This is a genomic window from Promicromonospora umidemergens (assembly GCF_024171995.1).
Taxonomy (GTDB): Bacteria; Actinomycetota; Actinomycetes; order Actinomycetales; family Cellulomonadaceae; genus Promicromonospora; species Promicromonospora umidemergens.
Window position 1 is genome coordinate 42,122 of the sequence record NZ_JAMTCT010000018.1, and the last position, 17,654, is coordinate 59,775.

Annotated in this window: 18 protein-coding genes; 7 read left to right on the forward strand and 11 right to left on the reverse strand. The window is 71.4% G+C overall.

Annotation, left to right across the window (positions count from 1 at the left end):
* Positions 1–92: 92 nt before the first annotated feature.
* The 6 genes from APR04_RS22780 to APR04_RS22805 all read left to right on the forward strand — a co-directional run bounded on the left by APR04_RS22780 (position 93) and on the right by APR04_RS22805 (position 10,118).
* A complete protein-coding gene (locus tag APR04_RS22780; protein WP_253874689.1) occupies positions 93–3,104 on the forward strand; it encodes an MGH1-like glycoside hydrolase domain-containing protein in 3,012 nt (1,003 codons plus the stop codon).
* A 74-nt stretch (positions 3,105–3,178) separates the two neighbouring features.
* Positions 3,179–7,858: a family 78 glycoside hydrolase catalytic domain gene (locus APR04_RS22785; RefSeq protein ID WP_253874691.1), complete on the forward strand. Its 4,680-nt coding sequence runs from the start codon at positions 3,179–3,181 to the stop codon at positions 7,856–7,858.
* A 121-nt stretch (positions 7,859–7,979) separates the two neighbouring features.
* Positions 7,980–8,555 (forward strand): iron transporter, encoded by a 576-nt coding sequence (locus tag APR04_RS22790; RefSeq protein WP_253874693.1) that lies wholly within the window; start codon positions 7,980–7,982, stop codon positions 8,553–8,555.
* An 87-nt stretch (positions 8,556–8,642) separates the two neighbouring features.
* Positions 8,643–9,008 (forward strand): DUF2171 domain-containing protein, encoded by a 366-nt coding sequence (locus tag APR04_RS22795; protein WP_253874695.1) that lies wholly within the window; start codon positions 8,643–8,645, stop codon positions 9,006–9,008.
* An 88-nt stretch (positions 9,009–9,096) separates the two neighbouring features.
* Positions 9,097–9,606, forward strand: a complete 510-nt coding sequence (locus APR04_RS22800; RefSeq protein WP_253874697.1) for a nitroreductase family deazaflavin-dependent oxidoreductase — start codon at positions 9,097–9,099, stop codon at positions 9,604–9,606.
* A 62-nt stretch (positions 9,607–9,668) separates the two neighbouring features.
* On the forward strand, positions 9,669–10,118 hold the full coding sequence (locus tag APR04_RS22805) for an SRPBCC family protein (RefSeq protein WP_253874699.1): 450 nt from the start codon (positions 9,669–9,671) through the stop codon (positions 10,116–10,118).
* On the opposite strand, the gene APR04_RS22810 is transcribed toward APR04_RS22805, so the two are convergent.
* The 11 genes from APR04_RS22810 to APR04_RS22860 form a co-directional block, all read right to left on the reverse strand.
* Positions 10,107–11,555, reverse strand: a complete 1,449-nt coding sequence (locus APR04_RS22810) for a PepSY-associated TM helix domain-containing protein (RefSeq protein WP_253874701.1) — start codon at positions 11,553–11,555, stop codon at positions 10,107–10,109. The two genes, APR04_RS22805 and APR04_RS22810, sit on opposite strands and share 12 nt — an antisense overlap.
* A gap of 173 nt (positions 11,556–11,728) precedes the next feature.
* Positions 11,729–12,094 (reverse strand): hypothetical protein, encoded by a 366-nt coding sequence (locus APR04_RS22815; RefSeq protein WP_253874703.1) that lies wholly within the window; start codon positions 12,092–12,094, stop codon positions 11,729–11,731.
* On the reverse strand, positions 12,084–12,713 hold the full coding sequence (locus tag APR04_RS22820; RefSeq protein ID WP_253874705.1) for an Asp23/Gls24 family envelope stress response protein: 630 nt from the start codon (positions 12,711–12,713) through the stop codon (positions 12,084–12,086). Before APR04_RS22820 ends, APR04_RS22815 begins: the two co-directional genes overlap by 11 nt.
* On the reverse strand, positions 12,710–13,297 hold the full coding sequence (locus tag APR04_RS22825) for an RNA polymerase sigma factor (protein ID WP_253874707.1): 588 nt from the start codon (positions 13,295–13,297) through the stop codon (positions 12,710–12,712). Before APR04_RS22825 ends, APR04_RS22820 begins: the two co-directional genes overlap by 4 nt.
* 34 nt (positions 13,298–13,331) lie before the next feature.
* Entirely contained in the window at positions 13,332–13,940 is a 609-nt protein-coding gene (locus APR04_RS22830; RefSeq protein WP_253874709.1) for a hypothetical protein, read from the reverse strand.
* The gene (locus tag APR04_RS22835) at positions 13,937–14,500 is read right to left on the reverse strand and encodes a hypothetical protein (RefSeq protein ID WP_253874711.1); all 564 of its coding nucleotides are present in this window, start codon (positions 14,498–14,500) and stop codon (positions 13,937–13,939) included. The genes APR04_RS22830 and APR04_RS22835 overlap by 4 nt, the downstream gene beginning before the upstream one ends.
* Positions 14,497–14,862, reverse strand: a complete 366-nt coding sequence (locus tag APR04_RS22840; protein ID WP_253874713.1) for a hypothetical protein — start codon at positions 14,860–14,862, stop codon at positions 14,497–14,499. The genes APR04_RS22835 and APR04_RS22840 overlap by 4 nt, the downstream gene beginning before the upstream one ends.
* The gene (locus APR04_RS22845) at positions 14,859–15,047 is read right to left on the reverse strand and encodes a DUF2273 domain-containing protein (RefSeq protein ID WP_253874715.1); all 189 of its coding nucleotides are present in this window, start codon (positions 15,045–15,047) and stop codon (positions 14,859–14,861) included. The genes APR04_RS22840 and APR04_RS22845 overlap by 4 nt, the downstream gene beginning before the upstream one ends.
* The gene (locus APR04_RS22850) at positions 15,044–15,490 is read right to left on the reverse strand and encodes an Asp23/Gls24 family envelope stress response protein (RefSeq protein ID WP_253874717.1); all 447 of its coding nucleotides are present in this window, start codon (positions 15,488–15,490) and stop codon (positions 15,044–15,046) included. Before APR04_RS22850 ends, APR04_RS22845 begins: the two co-directional genes overlap by 4 nt.
* Positions 15,491–15,608: 118 nt before the next feature.
* A complete protein-coding gene (locus APR04_RS22855) occupies positions 15,609–16,055 on the reverse strand; it encodes a DUF4383 domain-containing protein (protein WP_253874719.1) in 447 nt (148 codons plus the stop codon).
* 252 nt (positions 16,056–16,307) lie between these two features.
* A complete protein-coding gene (locus tag APR04_RS22860; RefSeq protein WP_253874721.1) occupies positions 16,308–16,646 on the reverse strand; it encodes a winged helix-turn-helix transcriptional regulator in 339 nt (112 codons plus the stop codon).
* A 65-nt stretch (positions 16,647–16,711) separates the two neighbouring features.
* Here APR04_RS22860 and APR04_RS22865 point away from each other — a divergent pair, with 65 nt between their 5' ends.
* Positions 16,712–17,575 carry an NmrA family NAD(P)-binding protein gene (locus APR04_RS22865; protein WP_253874729.1) on the forward strand — a complete coding sequence of 288 codons (864 nt, stop codon included), beginning with the start codon at positions 16,712–16,714 and terminating at the stop codon, positions 17,573–17,575.
* The last annotated feature ends 79 nt before the right edge of the window (positions 17,576–17,654 follow it).

Consider the following 17,654-nt stretch of genomic DNA (forward strand, 5'->3'; position numbering starts at 1 on the left):
CGACGGTCCCGCTGCACGATGGTTGACAGCCAGGGCCTCTGTCCCTAGCCTACTTGAAACGTTTCATCTTTCATAGCAACGGAGCTATCCCGATGAGCACCAGCGATGACCGTTCCTCTCTGAGCCGACGCCTCTTCTTCCAGCGAGCCGGGGTCGTCGCCGCGGCGACCGCGCTGATCCCCCACCCCGCACGCGCGTCCGCCGCGCCGGACGCCACCTCCTACCGGCTGGAGAACGGGTTCGTCCGCCTCTCCGGCGCGCACGGCAAGCTGACCGAGCTGGCCTGCGACCCGGCCGGCACAGGCCGCTACGAACCCACTGCCTTCCGGTCGGTGTTCCTCGGCGCCTCCGACTTCTTCGACGCCGGGCACAACGGCGACGTCACCTGGACCACCGAGGGGACGACCCTGCGGCTGTCCGGGATCCAGCTCCCCTCCCCGGCGAACCTCCGCCAGGAGCAGCTCAACGCGCCCGTCGCCCTCCCCTCTGGCGGCACCCTCGGCCAGACGTTCGTCGCGACGGCGCACCGCTTCACGCGCGTCGGCGGCCAGTTCCCGACCTGGAACAGCTCGAGCTCGACGATGACGCTGACCCTGTACGCGGGCACTCCCGGCACCGGCCTGACCGAGATCGGCCGCCAGCGGGTCGACCCCCTCCAGGACAACGGATGGGCCTACGTCGAGGTACCCGCTCAGCCCGCAGGCACCTACTACCTCGAGGCCTCCGACGGTTCGGGCTCCCCCGGCTGGTGGGCCCACAGCGGCGATACCAGCGTCGACGTCGGCGGCGCCGCCTACAGCGACCGGGTCCGGCTGTCCGGGCGGACGATGACCCTCGACGTCGAAGGCTTCGACGTCGAGGGCATCGCGTCCTGGGACCTGAGCCTCGACGGCCCGAGGCTGACGATGTCGCACGAGCTGCGGTGGCAGGGTGACCCGCGTGCTGACCTGGGCACGACGCTGAACACGACCTGGGCCAAGGACGGGTTCTCGGTCGACTACGCGGACGGCGTCCTGTTCAGCCGGTTCATCGGCGACGACGGGTACTACATCCCGGCGCAGCAGCTCAAGCGCCGGGCCGCCTGGACCAATCCCGTGCTGGGCACCAAGTGGGTCGGGGCCACCGGCACCGGCCCCTACGACCTCCGGTTCACGGCGCCCCTGCCGATCCTCGGCGGCACGATGACCGACGACTCGATGAAGCTGACGCTGAACACCGGCAGCACCGAACCGGCGCAGGTGATCTCGCGGTCGGTCACGATCGACGTGCAGGCCCACACCGAGGCGCTGCCCGACGCCTTCCCCGCCTTCCTGGCGTCGGACCAGGTCCGGGCGACGCAGCTCTCGACGTTCTACTGGGAGCGGGCCCTGAGCTTCCGGTTCAGCGGGCACGCGGCCGACTGGGCCGACTGGGAGGGGCGCATCCTGGACTGGACCGGCACCGTCGGTGCGGCGGAGCAGTCGGCGAGCCTCCTGAACACCAAGCAGGACGACGACGGGTACGTCTGGTCATGGACGGACTCACAGGGCTGGCCCTTCCCCGATCCCGACCTCTACGACAGCAGGCACTTCACGTCCAACGCGATGTACATCCTGGGTGCGTGGCGCTACTTCTCCTGGACCGGCGACTCTGCGTTCCTGAGCACGATGCTGCCCCGCGTCAGGCGTGCCATGGACTTCTACCTGGACTCGCTCGGCGGCAGCAGCGGCGTGGTCACCATCGACTCGCCCGACCACGACGCACGGGACGGTGCGGTGCCCTCCAACTACTGGGACATCACGTCCCACGGCTACCTCGACGCCTACGCCAACGCCTACTTCTACGGTGCGCTGAAGGCGATGGCCCAGCTCGAGGACTTCGTCGGGAACAAGGCCCGGGCGAGACAGCTGGACGCGCTGCGCCCGACCGTCCGGGCGCGGTACAACGAGCTGTTCTGGAACGACACCGCCGGCCGGTACGTGCAGTCGATCGACGTCGACGGCGTGGTGCACGACTACGGCGCGACCTACGTGAACCTCGAGGCCGCGTCGTTCGGGCTGCCGTCGGCGGCACAGGCGAGACGGATCTTCGACTGGCTCGACAACGGTCACACCGAGCTGCAGGACTCGGTGGTGCTCATCGAGGGCGGGAGCCAGGCGCCCAAGATCGAGCCAGGGCACACCATGGGACAGAGCTTCACGGCCGACGCACGGTTCACGAGCGTCGCGGCGCGGTTCCCGACCTACAGCGAACGCGGTGCCGCGTTCACGATGACGCTCTACCGGGGCCTGCCCGGGACCACGCCGCAGGACAAGGTCGCTGAGCAGGAGTTCAGCGACTGGGGCGACGGCGGCGTGGCGCACCTCGAGCTGCCGAGCCAGGCGCCGGGCGTCTACTACCTGGAGGTATCGAACGTCACCGGGTCGCTCGCGTGGTGGTCGTCGGCGACCGCCGTGCCTGGCGCATCGGCCTACACCGACGGCGCACCGGCGCCGGACGCCCGGTCGCGGTTCGTCGTCGCGCTCGGCGAGCACTACGAGGGACCCGCTGACATCTACTCCACGTGGGTGTTCGCACCGCGGGCGACCACCCGCCGGAACAGCTACTGGTTCTTCCTGAACAACCTCAACACCCCGTGGGGGCACCAGGTGCAGGACGGCGGCGCCATCCTCTACACCTCGGGGTTCGACGTGATGGCGCGTGCCCGCTATCGCTCCGCCGACGACGCCTGGGCCCGGCTGACGGCGATCCTCGACCGCTGGAGCGAGCCCGACCACATCTCGGGCGGCACCCCGCTGTTCCGCGGCGAGAGCACCGTCGACAGCGGCACAGGCAGCACCTCGGTCGGGACCGACATCCCGTTCCCCGAGAGCGGGCTGGCGCCGGCCAGCTTCATGTACGCCTTCGTCGGGGTAGAGGCTGAGCCGGACGGTCTCGTGATCACCCCCAACCTGCCCTCGTCGCTCAGCCACGCGGGCGTACGGAACCTCTACTGGCACGGGAAGCGGCTCGAGCTGACCGTGACCCGCGACCGGATCACGCTGCGGGGCGACGGCGTCCGCACGAGCCGTCCCTACCGGCCCGGAAGGTCGGTGCGGCTCAGCTCCAAGCTGCTGTCGCGCTGACCCGGCCTGCCGGGGCGGAACCGCGTCCGCCCTCGGCGACGTGAGATCGAACGAAGTCGTCAAAGGAGACGTCTGTGCTGATCACGAACATCCGGCAGGCCGTGCGGCGCACTCTGGTGCCCGCCCTCGCAGCAGTTCTGGTCGGTGTCTCGCTCACCGGGACCGCCGCCGTCGGCCGCGCAGAGACCGGCGATCCCGGTGGGGTCGGTGCGGTCACGGTCGGGACGCTGTCCGTGAACCACCTGGAGGAGGCCCTCGGTATCCCCGTGGACCCACCTGTCTTCTCCTGGCAGCTCGACGGGCCGGGGCGCGGCATCGTGCAGACGGCGCGACAGATCCAGGTCGCGACGTCGGCCGACGGCTTCCAGGACCCCGACGTGTGGGACAGCGGCCGGGTGGAGAGCAGCGAGTCGGTGAACGTCCCGTACGACGGCGAGCAGCTCGAGGCGACGACCCGCCACCACTGGCGGGTCCGGGTGTGGGACGGCGCTGGCACGGCCACCGGATGGAGCGAGCCGAGCTCGTTCGAGACCGCGCTGCCCGCCGACGCCACCAGTGCCGGGTCGTGGGGCGCGGAGTGGGTCGGCGGCCCTCCGGACGGGCCGAGGGGCACCGGGTGGAGCGACTACACGCTGCGCGTCCGGACCAGCGACATCACCGAGGCGCTCGGGATCGTCTTCTACTCGGACTCCACGGCGGACAACGCCTACATGTGGCAGCTGTCCGCACGTGGCGAACCGAGCCTCCGGCCGCACAGCCGCACCAACGGGAGCTGGGCCCTGCTCGACGACGTCCCGGTCCCGGACGAGGCCCTGCCCGGCGGTCTCACCGCCGAGCACGAGATCGCCGTCGCCGTGGCCGACGGCCGGGCGACCACGAGCATCGACGGACAGGTCATCGACTCCCGTGCCATCCCCCTGCGGTCGTCCGGCACCATCGGGTTCCGGTCGGCCCAGGGCGAGTCCGGCGACGTCGACGAGGTGACCGTCACCCAGGGTGGCGAGACGCTCTTCCACACGGACTTCTCCGACGGCGTGAACCCGTTCGCGATCGGCAGCGTGGACGACGGGCGCCTGAAGGTCTCCGGCGTCGTCGAGGACGGCGTGCTCACCAGCGAGGAGCGTGCCCTGCCGCTGCTGCGCAAGGACTTCCGCATCGACCGACCGGTCGCCTCCGCCCGGCTCTACTCCACGGCCCTCGGTGTCTACCGTGCCGAGATCAACGGGGCCCGGGTCGGTGACCACGAGCTGGCGCCGGGCTGGACCGACTACAGCCAGCTGGTCCAGTACCAGGTGTACGACGTCACCGAGCTGCTCCGGCAGGGTGACAACACGATCGGGGCGATGCTCGGGACGGGCTGGTACGCGGGCCACCTCGCCTGGGTCGGCCAGCACCGGTACGGGACCGACCCGGCGTTCCTCGGCCGCCTCGAGGTCACCTACGAGGACGGGACCAGCTCGGTCGTGACGACCGACGAGTCGTGGGACACGACGCCCGGCCCCGTCCTCGACGCGGACCTCCTCATGGGTGAGACCTACGACGTCCGCCACGAGGTACCCGGGTGGAGCGAACCCGGCCGCTCGGGTGCCTGGACCGCGGCCCGCGTGTCCGCTCCCCCGGTCGGTGACCTGCACGCGCAGACGGATCCGCCGGTACGGGTGACGGAAGAACGACCCACCGAAGCCGTGACCACGCCCGCCGACGGCGTCACGGTCTACGACCTGGGCCAGAACATGGTCGGCTGGGTCCGGGCCCGGCTGACGGGACGGCCCGGCGACGTCGTGACGATCCGCCACGGCGAGGTGCTCAACCCCGACGGGACGCTCTACACCGCGAACCTGCGCACCGCACGGGCGACCGACACGATCACCCTCGGCGCCGACGGCACCGCCGAGTACAGCCCGACCTTCACCTTCCACGGGTTCCGGTACGCCGAGATCACCGGTCTGGACACTCCCCCCGCGGCCGACGACGTCACCGGCATCGTCGTGGGCACGGACAACCGGGCGACGTCGACGTTCGACACCTCCGACCCGATGCTGGACCAGCTGCACTCGAACATCGTCTGGGGCGTGCGGGGCAACTTCCTCTCCGTGCCGACCGACACCCCCGCTCGCGACGAACGGCTCGGCTACTCCGGTGACCTCAACGTCATCGCCGAGACCGCGACGTTCAACCACGACGCCTACGCCTTCCTGACCAAGTGGCTGAGGGACATGCGGCTCCGGCAGGCCCCGAACGGGGCGCTCCCCGGCGTCGCCCCCGGCACCGAGCCCGGCGTCGGCGAGAGCAACGTCTCCGCCGGCTGGGGCGACGCCGGAGTCACCGTCACCCATGCGACGTGGACGCAGTACGGCGACACCCGGGTCATCGACGACAACTGGCAGATGATGGTCGATCTCGTCGGCTTCTGGAGCTCCGTCGCGCAGGACGACATCGTCCCGGAGGGGCACGGCATCGGCGACTGGCTGAACCTCGACGACGCCACCCCCAACACGCTGATCGCCACGGCCTACTACGCCCACGACGCACGGCTGCTGAGCGAGATGGCGCGGGCCACCGGCCGCGACGAGGCGGCCGACGAGTACCGCGCGCTGTTCGAGCGTGTCCGTGCCGCCTACGCAGACCGGTTCATCGCCGCGGACGGGACCATCGGGAGCGGCTCGCAGGCGGGGTACACGATGTCGATCGACATGGGGCTCGTCCCCGAGGACCGGCTGGACGCGGTGGGCGACCAGCTCGTCGCGGCCGTCGAGGCCCGCGACTGGCACCTGTCCACGGGGTTCCTCGGCACGCCGCACCTCCTGCCCGCGCTGTCGGCCGTGGGTCGTGACGACGTGGCCTATCGGCTGCTCCTGGAGAAGGGGTACCCGTCCTGGTTGTACGAGGTGACGATGGGCGCGACCACCACGTGGGAGCGCTGGGACTCCATCCGCCCGGACGGCTCGTTCCAGGACCCCGGCATGAACTCCTTCAACCACTACGCCTACGGCGCCGTGGGCGAGTGGATGTACTCCTCCATCGGCGGCATCACGGCGACCAGCCCCGGCTACTCGACCTTCGACGTCGCCCCTCGACCCGGTGGCGGTCTCACCCACGCCGCCGTGAGCCACGACTCGCCCTACGGAGTGGTCCGGTCCGCCTGGGAGCAGCGGTCCGACCACGACCTCGCGCTCGACGTGACGGTCCCAGCCAACACGACGGCGCTGGTCCACGTCCCGGCGACCGGTCGGCACGCTGTCTCAGAGGGCGGCGCCGGCGCCGCCGACGCACCCGGCGTCCGGTTCGTGCGGATGCAGGACGGCGCGGCGGTCTTCGAGGTCGGGTCGGGCACGTACGCGTTCGAGTCGCACGCCGTTCGCGGTCACATCGGCGAGGCCGCCGACGAGGCCTCGGCCTTCCGCCAGGAGGTCTCCGAGCTCGTCACGTCCGGCGCGGTGGGCCGCGGGGTGGGCAAGCGTCTGCTCGCCGAGGCGTCCGTGCTCGACCGCGTCGTCGGCTCCGCCCACGAGCACGTCCTCGCCGGCCGGGAGCGAGCCGGCCTGGCGTCCGCGACGAAGGCGCTGTCCCGGGTCGCGGAGCTGCGGGAAGCGCTCGACCGCTGGACGGACGACGGCTCGGTCGGCGAGGCCGACGCCGAGGCGCTGGTCGCGTCGCTCGACCGGACCGGCGCCGCGCTGTCCGCTGCGAGCACGCTGCTGCTCGGTGTGACCGTCACGCTGGAGCTCACCGAGCCGGACGTCGTCCCCGGCTCCACCGCCCACCTGGAGGCGGCCCTCGCGAACGGCGGTAGCTCCCGGCTGACCGAACCGACCCTGACCCTCGACCTGCCCGCCGGGTGGTCGGCGGAGCCGGGGACCAGCCCTCGGACGGTGCGACCGGGCACGTCCGTGATGCTGCCGCTGGCCCTGTCGGCAGGGCCCGAGGAGCCGGTCGCAGACGGCGTCACCCTCGACGGCGTCGTGACCTACCGTCACGGCCGGGCCACGATCGCCGTGCCCGTGACGACGGTCGTGGACGTGGTCTCCCCGGTCGAGATCGTCTCCCTGGTGGCCGAACCGGACGTCCTGGAGGGGCCCGGCGGCTCGACGACGGCGGTCGTCACGATCCGCAACCGTCGTACCGCCGCGCCGTTGACCGGCGTCGTCGAGCTCACCGCGCCCGACGGGTGGGTCCTGGACCCGGCGACCGTCCCGTACGACCTCGCCGGAGGTGGGGAGGCGAGCATCAGCACGTCCGTGACCGCGCCGGACGACGCAGGCGCGCCGGCCGGGACCATCGAGGTCACGGCGCTCTACGGCGACGCGGGCACCCCGGGCGACCGTGCCGACCTACGGATCACCACTGCCATCGAGTCGTGGGGCTTCGAGACGGACGGCGAGGCCGAGGGGTGGGAGCCGACCAACCAGCTCGACGGCTTCGCGGTGGCGGACGGCGCGGTTCAGGCTACCTCCACGGGCGGGGACCCGGTTCTGTCGTTCACCGGGCCGATGTCGCTGGACGCGTCGGCGGGCGCGACCGTGGAGATCACCATGACGTCGTCGACCGCCGGTGAGGGACAGGTCTTCTGGGGAACGGCGGACCAGCCCGGGGCCGCGGAGCACCGGAGCGCCCGGTTCGGGGTCGCTGCGGGCGGGCCGCAGGTCTACCGGGTGAGCGTCCCGCCGCAGGCGAGCCCGATCACGACGCTGCGGATCGACCCGCTCAGCACGGTGGGTGAGGTTCGGATCGAGAGCATCCGCGTGCTCCGTTAGCGGGTGGCCCCGTCCGAGGGCGCCACCCGCCGACGGGGCACGCGGGACGACCCCGGATGCGGGTTCCCGCCGGACGGTGGAGCATCGAGAGCACCCACCACCCCTGGACGAGGAGGCACGGATGACGACACCAGCCACCACACCGCCGAGGGACCCCGGCTCGTCGGAGGCGACCGAGCGCCAGCTACGGCTCGCCGTCGCGCAGGGTGCGGCCTACCGCAAGGCCCTCGACCACATGGCTCAGGACGTCGCCGACGCCGGGGGCACCCAGCAGGCGGGCGACTACCTGGTCGGCTACGCCATCGAGAAGGCCGAGGGGATGTACCACCTGGAGGACGGCGAGCTGGTGTGGCACAACCCGGGCGCCGCCAACGCGCACGTGGAGGTCGTCGTCTGCGACGGGGCCGACGGTCGCTTCGTCCCCGGCCTGAACGTGAGCGCGACGCTCGTGACGCCCGGCGGACAGGAGCTCGGGCCGTTCCCGCAGGAGCTGGTCTGGCACCCGATGCTCTACCACTACGCGCGCAACTGGGAGCTGCCGGAGGACGGCGAGTACACACTGCGGGTGCACGTGGACCCGCCGACCTTCATGCGGCACGACGAGATCAACGGACGGCGGTTCGCGGCACCCGTCGACGTCGAGTTCGCCGGGGTACGCATCGAACGTGGTGCCGAGCCGGTCGACCCGCCGAGCTGAGCGGGCAAGGCAGCAGCCGCCGGCCCGGCCGGCCGGCGAGAGCCCTTCAGCAGAGCATCACGAGAACCCACGAGGAGGAGGACGGACATGAGCGAGTTCGCAGGCCCCACAGGACCGATCCGCGACGTGACCACCGGGATGACGGTGGTCGACGCCGACGGCGAGGCGGTGGGAACCGTCGACGAGGTGCGCATGTCCGACGCCGGCGCCACCACCGGCGCCGGCCAGTCCTCCGAGACGTCGGGCAACGTGCTCACGTCGCTCGCCGAGATCTTCAGCACCGACAGCGGCATGAGCGAGCAGGCCCAGGAGCGCCTCGCGCGTCTCGGCTACGTCCGGGTCGACGCCAGCGGCCTGTTCTCGGGACACCGATACGTCGAGGCGGACCAGATCGCCTCGGTCGCGGGCGACGAGGTGCGGCTGTCCGTCGCGGCGGACCAGCTGTTCAGATGAGCCCACGCGGGCCTGCTTGACCCACTGCGGAGCGGACGTGATGGTTGTCGTCGTACACGGAGTCGGCGCAAGCGGAAGGTGGGACGGTATGTGGATCGGGACCCTCTGGGTGATCGTCGGCCTGGTAGTGCTGGTGCTGAGCGTGCTCCTGACGCTCGTGGTGGTCATGCGCACCAAACGCCCGCAGGCGCTCGTCGTCGTCCGAAGGTTCAACCGCCGGTTCAACAATCCTCGGATGCTGCGGCTGGCGGGCCGGTCCGGATCGGCGCTCGCCGTGGTCCGGCACGTGGGGCGGCGCTCAGGAACGCCGTATGCGACCCCGATCGGGGTGCTCCCCATGGACGACGCCTTTCTCGCGATCCTCTCCTACGGGTCCGATACGGACTGGCTGCGGAACATCCGTGCGGCAGGCTCCGCGGAGCTGGTGAACGACGGGCAGACGCACCAGGTGACGGCGGCGCAGATCATCGGACGGGCCGAGGCGCTGCCCTACCTGCCCAAGGCGCAGCTCCCGTTCGTGCGGCTCTTCGGGGTCACCGACTTCCTCGTGCTCGAACGTGCTCAGGTCACCTCGGGGGGCGCGCCCTCGGCGGCGTAAGGGAGCCCAGGGTCCGAGCGGGCGCGGTACGGTCGTGTCCGAGAGCACCACGGAGGGCAGCGATGAGCACAGACACCCCGCGGCACACCGTCACCGCGACGACGCACGTCGCCGAGCCACCCGAGCGGGTCTGGGCGGAGCTCATGCACCCCGGAGCGCGATGGGTGCTCGGCGCCAACATCGAGACGGACTTCCGTCCAGGCAGCCCGATCACCTTCGAAGGTCACTTCTTCGGCCGCGTGTTCGCCGACAAGGGCCAGGTCATCGCGGTCGAGCGGCCGCGGCTGCTGCACTTCACGCACTTCGCGCCGCTCAACGGGCTCGAGGACGTCCCCGCCAACTACCACGAGATCCGCATCGTCCTCGAGCCCGACGACGGTGGCACGCTCGTCACCGTGGTCGAGGAGAACTTCGACACCGAACGGCACGCGGCCGCTGCCGAAGGGCACTGGAAGGACGCGCTCGCCACGCTCGCGCACCGCGACGACGGAACCCCCACGTCACACAGGTGACCGCTCGCGCCGAGCCCTGGCCATGCCGGCCAGGAGATCGACCACGAGGAACGCCACGAGGGTGTAGCCGACCAGCGGGAGGAACCACCCGACCGCGACAGCCCCTGCGGCGACGGCGACGACGCCCCACCACGGCGCACCGCGCAGCGCGCCTCTGGCCGGTGGCGGGCCGCCGAGGCCCTGCGGCTCGCGGGTAGGACGCCGCTTCCACCACATGAGGTAGCCGAGCACGACCATGGAGCCGATGCCCAGGGCCAGGACGAACAGCACGAGCTGGTTGGCCAGGCCGAACAGGAGCCCCATGTGCAGGTCGACCCCCCAGGTGCTGAGCTTGGCCGCCAGCGGGAAGTCCGCGACATCGGCGCGGTCGACGACCTGCATCGTGGTCTCGTCGATGGCGACCGAGTCGCCCTCCGTCGGGAAGCTGCTCTTGGTCTCCTGGACGACCCAGGCGGTGCCGGGCCCGGCCGGCGGCTTGATCTCTACCTCCCCCGTGTTGACGTTGACCTGTTGCGCGACGGCCAGGACCGCCCCGAAGGCAGCGGCGTCCGACGCTTCCAGGTCCGCACCCGGCGCACCTCCGTGCCCCGCGTGCCCGTCACCGGCGTCGGGGGCGTCGTCGGCCAGGCTGGTGCTGACCGACGGGGTGAGCCAGCCGAGGCTGGTCCGCAGCTCGCCGACGTTGGCACCGCCGTGCTGGGACCAGGTGATCCCGGTCGCGGAAAGGAACAGCGCGCCCAGCACCACGACGGCGCCGACGGTGGTGTGCCACGACAGCACACGCCGATACCCGGTGCGCCGCGCCTTCGGACGTGCGCTGCGTGCCGCGCGGCGGGAAGCGCGGAGCCGGTTGATCCACAGCACGAGCCCCGCGGTGGCGACGATGCCGAGCCAGGAGGCGGCGAGCTCGCTGTACAGCCGGCCAGGGTCACCCAGGTGCAGGCTGCGGTGCAGGTCGGAGACCCAGGCACGCAGCGGCAGCGCGCCACTGGAGCCGTAGGTGACCAGGTCACCGCGGACCTCGCCGGTCCCAGGGTCCACGAACACGGCGCGCGACTCGCTCGGCCCCAGACCGTCCTGGGCGAACATGACCCGCGTGGTGTCCCCCGCTCCGGGGGCGGGGCGCACCGCTGTGAGGGCGGCGCCCTCGCCGATGTGGGTCTGAGCGATCTCGACCTGCTCGTCGAGGGGCACGGACGCGTCGGTGGCCGGGGCATGCAGCTCGTGGTCGTACACCACCTGTTCCAGGGCGGGGGTGAGCGCGTACAGAGCGCCGCTGGTCGCGGCGACGAGGATGAACGGGCCCACCAGGATGCCTGCGTAGAAGTGCAGCCGCCGCAGCAGCGGGCCGAACCACGGGCGGCGACCTCGGCTCGACAGCGAGGGGTAGGTCTCTCCGGGCCTGGTGGACGTTCTGTCGACAAGCGTCTCGGTCATCGATGGGTCTGCTTTCAGATGAAGAGGAAGACCTGCTGGGCGACGGCCCACGTGACAGCGTCTTCGCCGGCGCAGCCGCCGCCTGAGTAGGACACCCGTGATTCGTAGCGATGGAGGATCCGGATGGGACCCGGGCGAGGATCAGGCTCCATGCCGTCGCGCTGTCGGCCGGGTCACGAGCGACCCGGTGCCAGAGCTGGTGGCAGCTCGTCGACGTGGACGACCGAGACCGCGATGTAGGCGTTCGTCAGTCCCTGCTCGGCCAGGAGATCGCGAACTGCCTGGTCCACGATGCGCGTGAGGCGGGTGGCGCTGTCGGTCGCGTGCACACCGAGCGCGATGTCGACGTGGACACCGTCCTCGTCCCGGTGGACCAGGACCGGTGACGCCTCGTCGGCGCGCAGTCCGAGCCGTCGCGCGCTCGCGCCGATCGTCCTCAGCACGGCCGAGCCGGTCGCGTAGACGTCCGAGACGCCGTCGATCGCACGCACGGTCGCCTCGATCTCCGCCGCGACGTGGGGCAGGTGCTCAGCGGTCAACGGGGTCTCCCTCGGTTCCGGGCAGCGGTCGCACGTCCCGGACGGTGATGTCGATCGCTGTGATGTCGAGCTGGGTGTGAGCCGCGAGACGGTCGGCGATCTCTGCGCGCAGCCGCGCGATCAGGTTCGGGATCGCCTGCCCGTACGGGACGCTGACGTCGACCAGGACGCGGACGGGGGTACCGAGCACGCTCACGTCGCCCTCGAAGCGGCAGCGTCCGACCAGGACGCCGGGAACCACGTTCTCGGCGCCACGGACCAGTCCCCGCACCGCGCCCTCGGTGATGACCAGGTCCGCATTCGGCCGGGGCGGCGCCAGCGGGATCCGGCGCCCGGCCCGGGCCTCCAGCACGATGCCGCCGAGCACGCGCCGCACCCAGCTCTCGTCGGTCTCCGGTTCGGCCGCCAGGTCGGCAGCGATGAGGTCCGGCGTCAGGCGACCGAGCCGTTCGAGGGCGTCCAGGGCGAGCCGGCAGGCTGGAGACCTGTCGATCGACGGGTCCGACGGCGTGCGGCCGGCCTCCAGGTAGTCGGTGAGCTCCTCGATGGTGTGCCCGTCGAGGTCCTCCGGCTCGAGCTCGAACCGGTGCGGAGCCGGCGTCTCGTCCTCAGCGGTCATCGCCATTCCTCCATCCGCACGATGATGTGCTTGCGCGCACGTGCCAGCAGCCCTCGGACCGTGGTGACAGGGACGTCCATCGCCTCGCCGATCTCGTCGTAGGAGTATCCACCCACCTCGCGCAGCACCCAGCACTCGCGCTCGGCGTCGGTGAGCCTCTGGAGCGCCGCGTCGAGGGCGTCGACACCTGCCCGGGTCTCCGCCACGCGCGAGGGCGCGGCATGGGCAGGAGCCGGGTGGTCGATGTCTGCGGTGCTGACCTGCGGGCGACTGGCACGGAGGCGGTCCAGAGCCTTGCGACCGACGATCCGCATGAGCCAGCTGCGCAGCTTGCGCGGGTCCTCCAGCTCGGGAAGGCGCTGCCAGGCGGTCACGAAGGCCTCCTGGACGACGTCGTCCACCTCCGCGCTGCCGTTCAGGATGCGACGCGTCGAAGCGCGCATCATGGGCGTGTACCGCCGCACGATCACGGAGAACGCCGCGACGTCTCCGTCGGCCGCGCGTCCGGCGACGATGCCGTCATCAGCCTGCTCCAGGGGGGACGGGAGCTGCTCATCCCTGCCTCGGGCGGACTGCTCCCTCATGCGACTCCCCACTTCCGGCAGCTCTGGGAACGGGTCACCGGACACGGGCCGACGCGCGCAAGCGGTCCCGCCAGCGCTGGTCGGCCAGATGAACGAGGACGGGAATCTCCCGGCCCGCGAACGCGTCCCACTCCCGCACCGCGAGCTCGGCCGCTGACAGCACACGAGCCAGGTCGGCGCCGCGCCGCACCGTCATCGTCAGCCTGATCGCCGGCTCTCCCTTCACGCGGTACACGCCCGTGCGGGCCGAGAACACGTCGGGCCGCTCGCCGAGCGCGCGCGCGAGCATGGCCTCGGGGAGATCGTGGTCGACGGAGGTGGCTCCCTCGTCGGTCTGCAGCCGGAGGACCGTCCGTGTCCTGCCACCACCCCGGGTGAGGACGAACACCACCAGGAGGACGACCAGCACCGTCGCGACGGCAACCGTGACCGTGACGGCACCCGGCACACCGCCTGTCCGCGGCAGGGTGGCGGCCCAGGTCCTGACCGGCGACAGTGCTGCCGTCACCGGGTCGGTCGGCAGCCAGGACCTCGTCCAGCCCGCCGCCGCCCCGGTCAGGATCGCCGCCGCCCCGGACGCGACCAGCACGAGACCGCCGACCAGGAGCAGCGCACGGTTCAGAAGCCTGCTGGTCGCACTCATGAGAGCACTCCTCGCCGTGCTACGTGCAGCTTGGGCACGGTCGAGAACCCCACGGCGCCGAGCGCCGCACCCGCCGCGTCGGTGGCGGCGTCACCGTCGACGGCGACGCCGCTGGTCGGGGTGAGCCGCACCGTCGTGCGCCGGCGGCCTACCGTGGCGGAGACCTGACGTGGCTCGATCCCGCAGCGAGCGGCGACGGCCGCAGCTACCGCGTCGGCGAGCACACCGTCGTCGACGAGCAGCGCCAGGCGATCGGTGTTGCGTGAGCGTCGCGGCAGCCGTCCGGGCAGCACGGCCGCGGTCACCGCCGAGAGGCCGAGAATCACCGCGAGGGCGCCGGCCACGGTCGCGGCTCGTCGGTCTGCCCCTGAGGACGGTCCGGCCAGCCGGTCGGTGACCGTCTCGCTGAGCCCTGGATCGACGTGCCGTCCGACGGACAGGGCGATCACCGCGACCAGCAGTGCCACGAGAACCATGGCGAGGACGACCGCTGGGCCGGTGCGAGCCGAGTGCTTCTCGCGACGCAGGACGCGTCGGTACACAGCCTCTTGTCTGTTCACCACACCCTCCTTCCGCTGACCTGGTGCACACCCGAGAACCGCACGTCGACCGCGGTGACCGTCCGGCCGGCCAGGTCGCGCATCCCGACGATCACGCCTCGGCGAAGCCGCGAACCGCGCTCTGCCGCCGATCCCGCCGTGTTCGGGCCGACGGCGACCGGCACCGAGACCCAGACCGTCAGCCCGCCGTCGTCGTCGGCCAGGCGGACCGAGACCTGACGGTGCTGGACATGCGCCGCGTCCCGGACCAGGCAGACGGCAAGATGCTCCAGGGCGCGTGCCGAGATCCTCGTGGCGCCCGCCACCTCCGCCTCCGTCTCCGCCCCTGACTCCGCCTCTACGAAACGGTCCGAGGCGGTCATGACGACGAACGCCCGCCGCGGAACGCCTCGGTCAGAGCCCGCAGGTCCAGCCGGCCGTCGGCGACCCGGCCGGCCGCGGCACCGATCAGCATCGCGACCGCGACCAGGAGGAACGCCCCGAACCCGAGCGTGATCCAGGTCAGTGCGAGGATCGCGCCCGCCGCCGCGCCGATGGTCCCGTTCACTGGACGCGCCCTGCCTGCGGCTCACCGTCCGGGGCGTCGTCCGTAGGCAGGTGGACGTCGTTGACGGTGACGTTGACCTCGGCGACCTCCATACCGACGAGGTCGCGCATCGCCCGGTAGATCGCTTCACGCACCCCGTCCGCGACGGTCTGCAGTGCGACGGGGTACTCCGCCACGATCGTGACGTCGACCGCCACCTGCTTCTCTCCCACCTCGACGGTGATGCCCTGGGTCAGGTCGGTGGAGTTGAGCGCGTCACGGATGGTGCCGACCACACGCGCAGCGCCTCCGCCCAGTGCGTAGACGCCGGCGACCTCGCGGGCAGCGATACCGGCGATCTTCGCGACGACGCCGTCCTCGATCGTCGTCCTGCCGTCGTGCTGGGTCGTGCTCGTCACGGTCGTGCCGCCCTTGGCCGGGGCTGTATCGGTCGCGTTGGCCATGAGGAACTCCTTCTACCTTGCTCCTGCCGCATCCGCGGATGCGAGCCGCCGGGACTGGCGACACCCATAGGACGCGGCAGGGTGCAAGGACGTCACAAACTCGTCGTGAGGTATCCGATCAGGACCGGTGCGACCCGGGTGAGGTGGTGTCGGCATTCCGGTGCGGCCACAGCGCGATGGCCAGGCCGACCAGGACGCTCAGGATGTGCAGCACGTTGTCAGCCGCATTGATGTTGAGGATGTTGATGTCGGGGTTGTTCACGGCGATCAGGCCGAAGACGAAGGTCGCTCCGTACCCGGCGACGAGCAGCCAGCCGAACACCCGTGCTCGGCCCGGGACGGACCACATGGTGAGCCCGAGGAGCCCGATCAGGAGGTGCACGATGTTGTGCAGGGGGTTGATGGCGAACCCGAGGAGCGTCTGGTCGTGGTCGTGCTCGGCGAAACCGTCGAACCCGGTCACCAGGAACCCGGCAGCGCCCACCACGAGGTAGACCGCACCGATCGTGAGGGCGAGCCACTGGTGCGGTGCCCGGGTTCGTGTCGACGACGTGGACTGTGTCATGGCATCTTCCATTCTGCGTGGTGACAGCATGCGATAGCCGGCCGCACAGGGCGTCACGGCATCGCTCGTGCAGGTCGTTCGGAGCCGGGACAGAAATGGATTGGCCGTGACCCGTACCACATGACGAAGTTCTTGCTCGGCGAGTACGCCAGCCCGGGGCGCAGGTTGCGTGGTGCCAGGTTGGCGCGGGCGGTGAGCCTGGACGCCAGGCATCGTCCCGCCCGCGCGCCCCGCTGGTGAGGTGGGCGCGAACTACCGACCCTCCGGCACGAACGCCGACACGGGCGCCGCCATCCCCCACTCGTACATCGCGTCCAGCACCGGCCGCAGCTGCCACCCCAGCGGCGTCAGCTCGTACACCACACGCGGGGGAATCTCCGCGTACGCGGTGCGGGTCACGATGCCACGCGCCTCGAACAGCCGGAGGCGACTGGTCAACGTGTGCGCGCTGATGCGCCCGAGCGCGTCACGCAGCTCGCCGAACCGCTGCGGACCGTGCATCAGCTCGCGCACGATCAGCGTCGCCCATGGGCCCTCGAACAGCAGCAAGAAGCGCGCCACTCCGCACTCCGGCAGCTCGACCTCGTTCATGAACGCCACCCTACCGCCATTAGTGCAGTTGACGTAACTGGTGCAGGCCATGCACTAATGGCTCCATGACCTACATCGTGCATGGCGCCACCGGCGCCCAAGGTGCCCCCGTCGTCTCCGCGCTCCTGGCCGCCGGCATGCGTCCCGTCGCGGCCGTCCGCTCGACGGCGAACGTCCCGGACGGCGTCGAGCCCGTCACCGTCGACCTGGCGGACGCCGACTCGCTGATCGCCGCCTACACCGGCGCGGACGGCGTGTTCGTCCACCTCCCCATGAGCGGCCCCGACCGGACGGCCGCCTACGTCGACGCCATCGCCACCGCCATCGCGGCCGCCCGCCCGGGCCGTGTAGTGATCTCCACCAGCGGGCAGGTCGTCGATCAGCCGGACTCACCGTTGCAGGCGCCGGAGGGCAGCCCCATCACGGACCTGATCCGGAGGATCACGGACACCGGAGTCTCGACCGCCGTCGTGGCTCCGCGGCTGTACCTGGAGAACCTGCTGCTGCCCGTCGTCGACGGCCCGGCCCGGCAGGACGGCGTGCTGCGCTACCCGCTCCCCGAGACAGTCCCTGTCTCGTGGAGCTCGCACCTGGACGTCGCCGACGTCGCCGTCCGCCTCCTCGGGGACCCCTCGGTGACGGGGACGGTGGGCATCGGGCACCTGCCCGGCCTGACCGGACCCGACCTCGCCGCCGGGTTCTCAGGGCGGCTCGGGCGCGACGTCGTGTACGAGGCCATCACCCCCGACGCGTTCGGAGCACTGATCACGCCGCTGTTCGGCGCTGAGGCCAGCGCACCCGTCGTCGGCCTCTACCAGGCGCTCAACGCTCAGGCCGCCAACACCATCAGCCACGGCGACAGCGCTCAGAATCTTCTTGGCCTGACCCCGCGACCGATCGGCCGATGGCTGGCCGAGATCGGCCTCTGACGGCAAAGCACCGTACTCGGGCCTGGCGTCGGCCGGCTGGTGCGGTGCACCGCGGCGGCCGAGCCGGTCCGACGAGGTG